A 13,908-nucleotide genomic window follows, 5' to 3' on the forward strand; every position below is an offset into this window, starting at 1 on the left:
ATGAGCATTACGAAACGAATCGCAGCGCTCCTAGCCACGCTGTTCATGGCACTTACGATCCTCGTGGTTCCGCAGGCAATAAATCCTCCGAAAGCAGAGGCACAAACTTCTGTTGCGGGTGAATGTGGCGCCACAGTCGCATTCGTTGTTGACCTTTCTAATTCCTTGTCTAATGCGGACGTGTCAAACCTGAAAAGGGCTCTGGCATCGATGATCAATTCCCTGGCAGGGGCTCCATACAATATCGGTGTCTACACCTTTGCTAGTAAAGCGCCGGCTGCGGGCGTACAAAACACCAATATGAACGCAGTGTCCCTGCAGGATCAAGCAGCAGTACAACAACTGTTAAATAAAGTCGGCGCACTAGAACTTCCCGGTAATGTTTCTGCTCGAGAAGGTGGCACAAACTGGGAAGGTGGCCTCGAACGGGTCGCGGAAGATATTGAGCTGGGAACCAAATACGACATCGTATATTTCATCACCGACGGTAAACCCACCTTCGATAACTACGGCATCAACTACAAGGGAAATTCCACCGAGCAAAAAGAACTGGACAATGCTATTGACCAGAAAAAACGCATTGAAAAGCTTGGCGGAAAGATTATTCCAGTCGGTGTCGGTGACGTTGGCTCAACGGAAAAACAGCCAATTTATGAGCTCAGGCAATACCAGGAACCGGTGATCATAGGATACCGCTCCGTTCTAACTGGCTACGATTGGCTAGGGCGTCCAATTTATGAAGATATTCCGGTGTATGAAAACCGATGGGTGACGCGATGGGAAGAAGTTGACCGGAAAACCAACCGTGAAATGCTGGGATCCATCGCAACCGATGATTCGAAAACTATTATCGCACGGGACTACCAGGCCCTCCCGGGGGAATTGCAGTCTAACTTTGTTACCGGATGTCTCTTCGTTAATAAAAACATCGTCGATAACGATGGAAATCTGCTTGAAAAAGGTGCAGACTGGAAATTTGATCTGCAGCCGCTCAACTTCTCGGGCACCCGGAGAACCTTAAGCACTGATCAAACAGGCGTGGTCCTCACCGCTTTTGACCACATTACTTCGTCCTCTCGCGTCGCCATTACCGAGCAGCAGCAAGAGGGGTTCCGGCTGCGGAAAGCAACATGCACCGCCTACAAACCAGGCCAGCAAAAAACTGAAGTCCGGGTATCACTGACAGGAAACAAGCTGGAAGTCCCGCTTGATCCTGCCAAAATCACTTCCTGTACTTTCGAAAATCTCCCTAGTGTTCCCATGTCCTTGGGCAAGGAAGTTGTGGTTACTGACCCAGTGCTACAACAGCGTCTGCATGACGCAACCTTTGATTTCACCTACACCTGTACCAAGGATCGTGACACCGTCGCTACTGGCGAGATGAAAGGAATGAAAAACGGGGAGCGTCGTTCCATCGGCACAGTGCCATTGGGGACTTCCTGCACGATTAAGGAAACCAAACCTCAAGTAGAGGAAACTCTGTACGGTGTTGCTACCAGCTGGAAAGGCACAAACACCATCGCTCAAGAGACTTCTGCTGACGGGTTGACTCACAAAGTCAAACCCGACCCGGAAGCGTACGTTAAAAGGGGCGAAGCGGCCGTGACGGCCGTCAATACCTATTCCCCTAAGACGGAAAAGATTCAACTTCGCAAAGTGATTCCTAATCGGGATCAGCTGCCTGCCTCACAGGTACCGCAGAAGTTCCCGGTGCGCTACGCCTGCCGGTATGTGCCAACAGCCAAAGACCGCCCGGATCAAGGATCGGCAGTCAACCCGCCATTCGTCGCAGATGGCACCGTCCTCGTTCCACTCGATGGCACCGCTGAGATCGGGCCATTTCCGGTAGGAACCCAATGCGGATTGACTGAGACGAGTACCGGCGGTAACCCAGTGAGCATTCCAGGGTTTGACCTCGATACCAGCTGGCAATCCAATGCATGTGATAAACCCGGTGACGCAACCGCTGGGGGACTTAACCAATGTGGCACGAACTACGTATGGCTTAACCCAGTAGCCGGCGAAACCCAGGCCGCAGTAGCGGTAGAGAATAAGTACACGCGTCAAAAAGGCAACCTAGTTATTGAAAAGACGTTGTCAGGTGATGCCGCGCAAGCAGGCAGCGCAACAGAATTCCTGTTCGATGTCACTTGTACCCAAGAAGGCGTGACTGCGTACGGCCCGAAAGAAATCAGAGTTCGGGGTGGGCAGAGCACCCGACTGGAAGACGTGCCAGTGGGAACCACCTGTACCGTGCGGGAGAAGGACGTCACGATCGAAAATGTTGATGTGGTCAAACCTGCCGAAGGACGCGCAGTGATCACTCCGATCGGTAGCAACGATGCCACCGTGGTGATGAACAACGAACTGACTTACCGTAAGGCCCCGGTGTCTCTGACTAAGACCGTTGACGTGACGCAAGTACGCAACGTGGAGCGAGTAGGAGAGCTCATCGCTGCTCGATTTGAAGTCACCGCAGAATGCAGAGTCCCTGGTGAAGAAGAGCCTCGGAAACTATCACAAACCATGAGCGATAAGGAAACGTGGGAGTTGGGACAATTCCCCATCGGGACACAGTGCGTATTCAAAGAACAGTACGAAGCACCTGAAAACATCGAGTTCACCCACCACTTCGAACCAGACACCGCTACCGTGAGTTCTGAAGCTGGTGAAAAAGTAACCCTGACCAATAGCTTTGCCACCCCGACGGGCGATCTAAAAATAACCAAGAATGTGACCACGGTGAGCGGTGAGGTAGCAGACATTGCTACGTTTGTGCCCAAGTCATTCAACATGCGACTAACCTGCGGCACCCGGACGGAAACCTTCTCCGTAACCGACAATGCTCCGCACACCGTGCCACAACTCACCTCAGGTGAAACCTGTACCCTTACTGAACTCGTCTCCGATCCGGCGGAGCTTAAACGCACCACAACAATCACCGGGCTAGATGGAACAAACCAGGAGAGTGCAGAAGGCCCGACCTACACCTTCCGAGTTCCAGACGAAGGCGGAGCGCTCGCCCTCCAAGTCGACAACACCTATGAACCAGCTATGACGACCATGGCCGTCGAAAAGCAGGCACACCTGACCTATGCTGACGGCAGCTCCGTACCGGAATCGGTGCATGGCGCCTTCCTTAAGGACAGAAAATTCGACTTCACCTATACCTGTAAGCGTGGGGAGGCTGTGGTGGTCCCAGAGCGCGGATTCGAATTAGGGCACGGCGAGAACAAAGAGATCTCCGTGCCCGTGGGATCCGACTGCACAGTCACGGAAAACCCGCTGAAAATCGCAGGCGCAAGCGGACCAACCATCAGCGTGGTCGGTGATGCAACACTGGAAAACAGCACCTTAAGCTTTGCCAAAGTAAGCACGCCGAAGAAAGCCACGGTGAACAACGCTTACGTTGTAGAAACTGGTGCCTTCAATATGAAAAAGAAAGTAGACGGCGACGGCGTTGCTACCATCGGGCGCGACCGCAAATTCACCTTCAACTACAAGTGTGAATACCAAGGTGACGTCCTCAAGGAAGGGACCTGGCAACTCGGACGTTTCGACAGTGGCACCATTGCCCGCGTCGACAACCTGCCTGTTGGAACCACATGCACAGTGATCGAAGATAACGCTTCATCTGCAGAAACTGACGCAGATTGGTCCGTGCGATGGAACATCTCCGAACAAGCGGACGGCTACGGTGAAGAAAAATCGTGTGACAACCTAAGCAGCTGTCAGACTGCTGACAATCAGGCAACAATCACCATTGTTCCCAAAGAAAAAACTGCCGAAGGCGGAATTCACGAGCAAGGCGCGTTGGTGGCGTGGAATACCTACCACTACCACCAAGTGAACCTGAAACTAGCGAAGAAGCTCACTGGTGACGGTCCTGATATCGCTCAGGGCGATACCTTCACCATGAAGCTGGAATGCACCGACCCTCGAAAAGCAGACCTACCTTTCGAGCTTCCCCAAAACACGCATATCCAAACCGTGGAGATCACCGGCGCGGGAGAAGTTCAAGTACCGGAACAAGTGACCGCGGGATGGAACTGCCGCCTCACAGAACAGCCAGTCAACCACCATGACGCATCGGTCACCACATCATTTGATGGCGCACAGCTGGAAGGTGATGGCACCTTTGGGGATTCTGGTGTCACAGGGACCTTCACCGTGCAAAGCGGCAAAGATTCCACGCAAGTTGTCACCGTCGTTAATGACTACCAGCGTGAACGAGCAGAAGTGCAGCTGACCAAACAACTCGTAGGCGAACAACAAAACAACGTCAATGACTACCTTGATAATCGCGAAACCTTTGCCGTGACCTGGGAATGTGCCGACACCGTGGCCGAAGGTAAGACCTACAGTGGCACCGCGCAGGTGCCATCAGACGGGTCAGGGGTTCCTATCACCTTGACAGATGGTAGAAACCTGCCGGCATCCGCCATCTGTAAGTTCACAGAGAATGACGAGGACAAAATCCCCGAAGGCTACGAAGAATCGGTGCACAGCTACCACAGCGTGCAAGTTCATGTCGGTGGCCAGCAAGTCCGCTCAGTAGCAGGCTATAAGACAGTCTCGGAGGTGCCGTTAACCACCAAAGGCGTCACCAGCGTTGCCTTCAAAAACTCCTACTGGGTGAACACCGAGTACTTCGGACTGGAAAAAGCCGTCGAAGGCGATCCAAAGAAAGAAGTGTTCCCTGCCGACACTGCTTTCCAGTTCACCTTCCGCTGCGAAATCCGCGGTCTGCTACCGGGGCAACCGATGCCAAAGGTGATCGGAAGTAACCTCGAATACAAGGAAAAAGAGGTTCATGGTGAGTTCGTGCTGACGATGGGCAAGACGTGGAGCCCTGGCGCGCTCCCTGAAGGGTCGCAATGCTGGGTGAAAGAAAAACCACTCCCAGAAGCACTGCAGAAGAAGTTGGAGGAAAAGAACCTGCGGATGCAGGCCAACTACGTGCATCTTAACGAGGACCGCTACGGGGCTGGCACCAACGAACCCGTAACAAATCCGACACTGAAAGATCGAATCGGCGACGCCAAACGCATCCCGCTGGTGAACAACGAAGTACCGCTGAGTGATAAAGACGGCCGCTTTGCCCTCCTTGTCAACAGCTTGTACCACACCGACGGCAAAGTAGTGGTGAAAAAAGTTGATCCCGATGGAAAACCACTGGAAGGGGCAAAGTTTGCCATCTACCAGGCCGGAACAGGCGATAAACCCGAAGGAGAACCACTTTTCGCTGACCTGGGATTTGAAGGAAACGATCCAACAAAATTCCAGGTAGAGCTAAAACCGGGAAGCTACTACCTGGTTGAAACCCGCTCCGGAACCGGATCACAGCTACTGGCGCAGCCATGGCGGTTCAACGTCGAGGCCACCAACAAAGACAATGTGTTGGAGGACCTAAAGTTCACGCTATCGGCACACTCGGAAAACTCTGGGCTGGTTGAACTTAAGCAACCGGAGAACGAAAACGACCCTTGGGTGATTCAAGTAGCTAACGTGCAGGCCGGATCACTACCAAAAACCGGTGGAGAATGGCTGCCACGAGCCTATGGCTTCGCCGCAATCCTGCTGCTTATGGCAACGGGGCTATTCATTAGCTCGCGACGCCGCAGCTAAAAACCGATATTCGGGTTAGCAGTTCACTCACGAGCTGCTAACCCGTTTCTGTAGTGCGGATAGCTTTTGTTGCTGAAAACTAATCCCTACGCCTATCCCGTTTCCTGGCCAGGGAATATGGTCAACAACGTGATAGGGATTTGATCCTGAGGAACAAATCCCTATCACTATTTCCGCAACAGTCCTGTAGTTTTCCGGCTCTTCAGGATTTAGAGTGCGTTGATCTTGGTGTGCAGCTGTCCGGAGTGGATCAAGGATCGCAAGATGTAGTGCCCGAGGTTCTTGAACCCCAGAGCGATGCCGCCCAGATGCTCCAGGCGCCCGTTGATCGCCTCGACGGGCCCGTTGGACGCGCCGATATCGAAATACGCCAGCACGTCCTTCTGGCGCCGGTACAGCGTGTTTCCCAGCTGCTTAATCTCCTCTAACCCCTTCGGCATCGTCGATGAACGCAGCGTGCTGATCACCTTCCGCATCAGCTTCTTGCCCTCGGCTTTCTTCGGGTGCTGATAGGCGGCGATGATCTGCTGATACACCGACCACGTCACCTCCAAAGCCACGTAGTCTTCGTCGGTGGCCCACAGTTGCTCGAGTCGCCGATGCTGTCGATCAGTGAGGAAGTCAATCCTGGTCAACAGGGTTTTCCGGTTCTTATACAACGGATCGTTTTTCTTGCCCCGCCGCCCGGTGGTCATCCGCTGCAGGCGCTGCCGGCACACGGTCAACTTGTCGGCGGCCAGGTGCACCACGTGAAAGGGATCCATCACCGCCTGCGCCCGCGGCAGGGCCTGTTTGGTGGCGGTGGCGTAGCCGGCAAACCCATCCATCGTGACAACCTCGACCCGGTCGCGAAAGCCCTGCCCACGCTGGCTGAGCCAATCGCTCAGTACCGCGGCGCTACGACCCGGGACCATGTCCAGCAACCGGGCCGGTCCGGCGCCGTCGATGACGGGGGTGATGTCGACGAGCACGGTGACGAACGAGTCCGGCTCACCGGCCCGGTGGGTGTGCTTCCACACGTGCTCGTCCACGCCCAGCACGCGTACCCCGGCAAGGTGGCCGGGGTCGTCGTAGACCAGGTGCCGACAGGCATCCAGGGCGAGGTCGTTGACCAGGTCCCAGCCCAAGCCCAGGGCTTTGGCGGTGGCGGAGATACTCATTTTGTCGATCGCCAACCGTTGCAGAATCCAGCGGGTCACCCGGCGAGTGACGGTGCGCCCGCGTTCGGCGCAGGCCAGTTCGCCCTGGTAGATCCGCTGGGCACAGGACTGATTCAGGCACAGGAACCGCGGCACGCGTACCTGCAGTCTGGTGGGGAAGCCGACGACGGGAAGATCGGTCAGCCGGCGCACGACGTGATCACGCAGCCGCCCTGTGTGTCCGCAGCCCGGGCACTTGTCGCAGGAGTCGATGGGACGAGCACTGATGACCGTGAACTCGCCGGCATCCGCGGCATCGGTGATCGTTAATCCCAGTTCCGCGGTGCGGCAAATGGTGTCGGCGACGAGGTTGAACGTAGGCTGCATTGTAGGGTCCTGGTTCGGTCAGATGGTTGTGTGGTAACTCTCATCTTGTACCGGCCAGGGCCCCTATATGTTGTGCCACCCCGACATATCACTTCCCGCTAATTACGCACTCCAGATCCGGATGAGCCAGTTTTCCGTGTGGGCAGTTGTTGGTGGGAATGGTCGTCGTGAAGCAAGTGCGTTAACCTGCGGAAACAAAAAAGTTGAGCGGAGTGGGAACAACTTTGTTATGTGGTGCGTTGTGACTAGTGAACAGGTTGAGTGACACCGACTCAAGGTATCTGGTAGGGTGACTCCAGAAGTTGAGTACAGTGCAGTCAACATTGCACAACTTTCAATAAACACAGGAGGAATTAAACATGGGACGCGCAGTAGGTATTGACCTCGGAACCACCAACTCGGTTGTATCCGTGCTGGAAGGTGGCGAACCAGTAGTTATCGCTAACGCAGAAGGTGCTCGCACCACCCCGTCCGTCGTTGCTTTTGCAAAGAACGGTGAGGTGCTCGTCGGCCAGTCTGCAAAGAACCAGGCGGTCACCAACGTTGACCGCACCATCCGCTCCGTCAAGCGTCACATCGGCACTGACTGGACCGTCAGCATCGACGATAAGAAGTACACCCCACAGGAGATCTCCGCTCGCACGCTGATGAAGCTCAAGCGCGACGCGGAAGCATACCTGGGTGAAGAGGTCACCGACGCTGTCATTACCGTTCCGGCATACTTCGAGGACTCCCAGCGTCAGGCCACTAAGGAAGCTGGCCAGATCGCGGGCCTGAACGTGCTACGCATCGTGAACGAGCCAACCGCAGCTGCACTGGCATACGGCCTGGAAAAGGGCGACAAGGAACAGACCATCCTCGTCTTCGACCTCGGTGGCGGCACCTTCGACGTCTCCCTGCTGGAGATCGGCGACGGCGTCGTCGAGGTGCGTGCTACCTCCGGCGACAACGAGCTTGGTGGCGACGACTGGGACCAACGCATTGTTGACTGGCTCGTCGAGAAGTTCAAGTCCGCCAACGGTATCGACCTGACCAAGGACAAGATGGCCCTGCAGCGTCTGCGTGAGGCTGCCGAGAAGGCAAAGATCGAGCTGTCTGCTTCCCAGTCCGCAAACATCAACCTGCCTTACATCACCGTTGATGCGGAAAAGAACCCACTGTTCCTGGACGAGACCCTGTCTCGTACCGAGTTCCAGCGCATCACTCAGGACCTGCTGGACCGCACCAAGGCACCATTCAACCAGGTGATCAAGGACGCCGAGCTGTCCATCTCTGACATTGACCACGTGGTCCTCGTCGGTGGCTCCACCCGTATGCCAGCCGTTACCGACCTGGTCAAGGAACTCACCGGTGGTCGCGAGCCAAACAAGGGCGTCAACCCGGACGAGGTCGTCGCAGTCGGCGCTGCTCTCCAGGCCGGCGTGCTGCGTGGCGAGGTTAAGGACGTGCTGCTTCTCGACGTCACCCCGCTCTCCCTCGGTATCGAGACCAAGGGTGGCGTGATGACCAAGCTGATCGAGCGCAACACCACCATCCCGACCAAGCGTTCCGAGACCTTCACCACTGCGGAAGACAACCAGCCTTCCGTTCAGATCCAGGTCTTCCAGGGCGAGCGTGAGATGGCCGCGGCTAACAAGCTGCTCGGTTCCTTCGAGCTCGGTGGCATTGCACCTGCACCACGTGGCGTGCCACAGATCGAGGTCACCTTCGACATCGACGCCAACGGCATCGTCCACGTCACCGCAAAGGACAAGGGCACCGGCAAGGAAAACACCATCAAGATCCAGGACGGTTCCGGCCTGTCTCAGGAAGAAATTGATCGCATGATCAAGGACGCTGAGGCACACGCGGAAGAGGACAAGAAGCGTCGTGAAGAGCAGGAAGTCCGCAACTCTGCGGAATCCCTGGCCTACCAGACCCGCAAGTTCATGGAGGACAACACCGACAAGGTCTCCGATGAGATCAAGGGCAAGGTCGAGGAAGCAGCTACGGCTGTGGACGAAGCTCTCAAGGGCGACGACATCGAAGCCATCAAGTCCGCAGTGGAGAACCTGAACAAGGAATCCCAGGAGCTGGGCAAGGCCATCTACGAGGCGCAGGCTGCAGAAGCAGGTGCCGCTGAGGCTGGCGCAACCGACGACGGCGTTGTTGACGCTGAGGTCATCGACGAGGAAGAAGAGAAGAAGTAATGACTGAGCCGAATCGCGACATGTCGCAAGACCCCGGCGATCCAGAGATCACCGATACGGAAGCCACCTCCCCGGAGGCCGCTGAAGCTGAAGCGGCTGCCGCTGAGGAGGCTCAGGCAGAAGCTGATCTCGAGGCCCAGGTTAACGAGGCGCTTGCCGACGTCGACCTCGACGACGGTGAAGTAGACGACACGGAAGCTCAACTAGCAGAGCGCACCGAAGATCTGCTGCGCATGACCGCCGAGTACGCCAACTACCGCAAACGCACCGAGCGTGACCGGAAAGTGGCTATCGACACGGCCAAAGCCAAGGTGATCGAAAAGTTCCTACCGATTCTCGATGACCTGGAGCTTGCGGAAAAGCACGGTGACCTGGCAGAAGGACCGCTTAAGGCGTTCGCTGACAAGTTCACGAACACCATCACCGCCGAAGGCCTCGTAGCCTTCGGTGCGGAAGGTGACGAGTTTGATCCAGAACGCCACGAAGCTGTCCAGGATCTGTCCAGCGGTGAAGAGAAGGTCATTGGGACGGTGCTGCGCAAGGGCTACCTGGTTGGTGAGCGCCTCATCCGCACCGCGATGGTGATCATCGCAGACCCAGCTGAGGCCTAACCTCGGGCTTCCCGTACACACAGAACAGCAGAAAGGAGGAGATGCCCAATGACGCAACGCGAATGGGCGGAGAAAGATTACTATGCGGACTTGGGGGTCTCCTCGTCTGCATCAGCGGCAGAGATTAAGAAGGCTTACCGCCAGCTAGCACGTGACAATCACCCAGATAAGCATCCAGGTGACAAGGCTGCGGAAGAGCGCTTCAAGAAAGTCGCCGAGGCATACGACGTCCTCGGTGACGAAAAGAAACGCAAAGAATACGACGAGCTGAAAGCCATGCTGAAGTCCGGCGGGTTCGGCGGTTTCGGAGGTCCCGGCTTTCCGGGAGGGTTTCAAGAATCCGGCGGGTTCGAGAACGTTTTCCGAGACGGCAGATTTACTGGCGACGGTGGCTTTGGGGATATCTTCAGTGGCTTTTTCAACCGCGGTGGCCATAGCCGCCAGTCAGCTGCGCCGACGCGGGGCGCTGACGTGGAAACCTCCATCACCCTGGAATTCCGCGAAGCGGCGAAAGGGACCACACTTCCCATCCAGCTAACCGGAGAAGCTCCGTGCACTGACTGCCACGGTTCCGGATCCCGCAGCGGAAACCCCTCCGTATGCGGTGACTGCAACGGAACCGGGTTTACCTCGGAAAACCGGGGTGCCTTCGGATTTTCTGCACCATGCACCAAGTGTGGTGGCACCGGCCGGATCATTACCGACCCGTGCCCTACCTGCAACGGCACAGGCACCGCCCGGCGGACCCGCTCCATCACCGTCCGCATCCCAGCGGGCGTAGAGGACGGCAAGAAGGTGCGCCTCGCTGGACAAGGCGAAGCAGGGCCGAACGGCAAACCTGCAGGTGACCTGTTCGTTAATGTGACGGTCCGCCCGGATAAGGTCTTCACCCGTTCTGGCGACGACATCCAGGTCACCGTGCCAGTGAGCTTCGGTGAGCTGGCGCTGGGAGGTGCCATCACGGTGCCGACGCTTGACGACGCCGTAAAGGTCAAAATCCCAGCCGGGACACCATCCGGCCGCGTTCTACGTGTGCGCGGCCGAGGAGTGCACCGGCCCTCGGGAGTCGCGGGCGACTTGCTGGTGAAAGTTGAAGTGCAGATCCCGAAGAACATGGGAGCTGCAGAAACTTCCGCGCTGCGTACCTACCTGCAAGCCGAGAAGGACGCAGGATATGACCCGCGCGCTGGCTGGGCCGGACTGGAATAAGGAGGTATCCCCATGAGTAGCCGAGGGCAAGAAAGCGAGGTCTTCGTGATCTCCGTTGCCGCGGAGCTCGCTGGGATGCATGCCCAAACCCTAAGGACATACGACCGATTGGGCTTGGTGATCCCCCAGCGCACCCGCGGGGGCGGACGGCGCTATTCACGCCGAGACGTAGACCTCCTCCGTGAAATCCAGCGCCTCTCCCAAGAGGAAGGTGTGAACCTCGCGGGAATCAAATCAATCATTGAACTGACCCAACAAAACGAACGCCTGAAAGCGGAAAACGAGCAACTGCGCAGCGAACTAGCTGAAGCCAAGGAGACTGCGTCACGGCGCCGCTCCCATGGTGAGCTCGTCCACGTCCCACGATCAACCGCAGTAGTGATGTGGGAACCGCGACGGCGTCGCAAGAGCTAGCCTTTTCACAATCCCTGCCCCATTCGAATGGGGCAGGGATTTTTGTGTGCGGGTTTCTGGGGTGTGTTGGTGGTGGGTTTTTGGGTGTTTTGGTGGAAAACCCGGGAAGTGAAACCCGGGTTTCGGGCCTTGCGGCGCCGAAATCAGGCTGCAAGTCTGCTATTTGCTCCGAGATCCGGGGAATGCTTCCCGGGTTTCGGGCGGTGTTGCGTTTTTGCGCGTTGGCCCCGACATTACGGCCCCGACATTACCCTCCCGAAGTTCGGGCTTGCGGACCCATTTTTGGAGCATTGTCGGGGGCGTAATGTCGGGGGCTGCGGCCTAGCAGAGACCGTCAAATGATTGGCGTGAGGCGCCATAGTGGCCATTGTCACAGCAATCTTCAATCGCCTCATCGGCCTCAACAAGTGTGCTAATGAATTCAAGTCAAGGCTTTACAGCAATCTCCCCGACATTACCCTCCCGAAGTTCGGGCTTGCGGACCCATTTTTGGAGCATTGTCGGGGGCGTAATGTCGAGGCCAATGCACAAACCATTCGGCACCCTCAGGGGTTTGTCTAAATGGGTGGGTAGAACTTGACTTTAACCCGTAATGAAAACGGTCGGCGCTATGGGGAAACGACCGTCGGGCACCCTTTGCGGCCAGCTTCAACAAAGTTAACTAAATTTGCAAAATGCTCATATCCAGCGTTAATGGATTAACTTCTTTGCAAATATCTTTAATGTGACTCGGGACACAAAATCTGCTGTTAGTGTGGTGGGCAATTCAGCAAGTTCACTACTGAAAACGAAAAGAGGGTCACATGACTGTTTATGCAAATCCCGGAACCGAAGGCTCCATCGTCCAATTCAAGGACCGCTACGACAACTTCATCGGTGGCCAGTGGGTCCCTCCGGTAGCAGGCAAGTACATGGATAACCTTTCTCCGGTCAACGGCGAAGTGTTCTGTCAGGTGCCACGTTCCGACGCTGCGGACATCGATCTCGCTCTTGATGCTGCGCACGCTGCGAAGGCTAAGTGGGGTAAGGCCAGCCCAGCCAAGCGCGCGGCGGTGCTCAACGCTATCGCTGATCGCATGGAGGAAAACCTGGAGCAGCTCGCTGTCGCAGAAACCTGGGACAACGGTAAGGCTGTTCGTGAAACTCTTGCGGCGGACGTGCCGTTGGCTGTCGACCACTTCCGCTACTTCGCCTCCGTGGTGCGCACCCAGGAGGGGCGCATGTCGCAGATCGACGACAACACCGTGGCGTACCACTTCCAAGAGCCGATCGGCGTGGTGGGCCAGATCATTCCGTGGAACTTCCCACTGCTCATGGCAGCGTGGAAGATCGCGCCGGCACTCGCTGGTGGTAACTGCATCGTGCTCAAGCCCGCGGAGCAGACCCCAGCCTCGATTTTGTACTTCATCGAACTTGTTCAGGACCTGTTGCCAGAAGGCGTGCTCAACGTGGTGAACGGCCTTGGTGCGGAGGCTGGCGCGGCCCTGACTGCGAGCGACCGGGTGGCAAAGATTGCCTTCACCGGTTCCACCGAGGTGGGCAAGATTATCCACTCGGCGGTGTCTGACAAGATCATCCCGGTCACCCTCGAGCTCGGCGGCAAGTCCCCGTCCATCTTCTTCCCAGATGTGATGGACAAGGACGACGAGTTCCTGGACAAGTGCGTGGAAGGCCTGGCGATGTTCGCCCTCAACCAGGGCGAGGTGTGCACCTGCCCGTCCCGCGCCCTCATCCACGAGGACATCGCGGAAGAGTTCCTGAAGCGCGCCGTGAAGAAGGTCGAGTCCCTGAAGTTCGGCAACCCGCTGGACACAGACGTCCAAATGGGCGCCCAGGCTTCCCAGGAGCAGATGGACAAGATCACCAGCTACCTCAAGTCCGGCCCAGCCGAGGGTGCGGAAACCCTCACGGGTGGTGGCGTGAACAAGATCGAGGGCCTGGAGGGCGGCTACTACATCCAGCCGACCATCTTCAAGGGTGACAACTCCATGCAGTGCTTCCGGGAAGAAATCTTCGGCCCGGTCCTGGCGGTGACCACCTTCAAGACCTTCGAAGAAGCCATGGAGATCGCCAACGACACCATCTACGGTCTCGGAGCCGGTGTGTGGAGCCGTAACGGAAACCAGGCATACCGCGCCGGTCGCGCGATCGAAGCCGGTCGCGTTTGGGTGAACAACTACCACAATTACCCAGCTCACGCTGCATTCGGCGGCTACAAGCAGTCCGGTATCGGCCGTGAGAATCACCTCATGATGATGTCCCACTACCAGCAGACCAAGTGCATGCTCGTGTCCTACGACGAGCGGCCAACGGGACTGTTCTGATGACATA

7 protein-coding genes are annotated in these 13,908 nt (G+C 56.7%); 6 read left to right on the plus strand and 1 reads right to left on the minus strand.

Features of this window, described 5'->3' with window-relative positions; genetic code table 11:
• Positions 1 to 5,628, plus strand: coding sequence for a DUF5979 domain-containing protein (locus tag HW450_RS08960; RefSeq protein ID WP_182385300.1), 5,628 nt, complete (start codon positions 1 to 3; stop codon positions 5,626 to 5,628).
• A 209-nt stretch (positions 5,629 to 5,837) separates the two neighbouring features.
• On the opposite strand, the gene HW450_RS08965 is transcribed toward HW450_RS08960, so the two are convergent.
• A complete protein-coding gene (locus HW450_RS08965) occupies positions 5,838 to 7,154 on the minus strand; it encodes an ISL3 family transposase (protein ID WP_182385301.1) in 1,317 nt (438 codons plus the stop codon).
• Positions 7,155 to 7,513: 359 nt separating this feature from the next.
• On the opposite strand from HW450_RS08965, the gene dnaK reads away from it, so the two are divergent.
• From dnaK to exaC, 5 genes are all read left to right on the plus strand, one after another.
• The gene (dnaK, locus tag HW450_RS08970; RefSeq protein WP_182385302.1) at positions 7,514 to 9,343 is read left to right on the plus strand and encodes a molecular chaperone DnaK; all 1,830 of its coding nucleotides are present in this window, start codon (positions 7,514 to 7,516) and stop codon (positions 9,341 to 9,343) included.
• Complete coding sequence (gene grpE / locus HW450_RS08975) at positions 9,343 to 9,954, plus strand: nucleotide exchange factor GrpE (RefSeq protein ID WP_182385303.1); 612 nt, start codon at positions 9,343 to 9,345, stop codon at positions 9,952 to 9,954. Before dnaK ends, grpE begins: the two co-directional genes overlap by 1 nt.
• Before the next feature lie 48 nt (positions 9,955 to 10,002).
• A complete protein-coding gene (gene dnaJ, locus HW450_RS08980) occupies positions 10,003 to 11,163 on the plus strand; it encodes a molecular chaperone DnaJ (RefSeq protein ID WP_182385304.1) in 1,161 nt (386 codons plus the stop codon).
• A 12-nt stretch (positions 11,164 to 11,175) separates the two neighbouring features.
• Complete coding sequence (locus tag HW450_RS08985) at positions 11,176 to 11,577, plus strand: heat shock protein transcriptional repressor HspR (RefSeq protein ID WP_182385305.1); 402 nt, start codon at positions 11,176 to 11,178, stop codon at positions 11,575 to 11,577.
• A gap of 803 nt (positions 11,578 to 12,380) precedes the next feature.
• A complete protein-coding gene (gene exaC / locus HW450_RS08990; RefSeq protein WP_182385306.1) occupies positions 12,381 to 13,901 on the plus strand; it encodes an acetaldehyde dehydrogenase ExaC in 1,521 nt (506 codons plus the stop codon).
• Positions 13,902 to 13,908: the final 7 nt, after the last annotated feature.

Origin of the sequence: Corynebacterium hindlerae (genome assembly GCF_014117265.1) — a bacterium.
GTDB classification, from domain to species: domain Bacteria; phylum Actinomycetota; class Actinomycetes; order Mycobacteriales; family Mycobacteriaceae; genus Corynebacterium; species Corynebacterium hindlerae.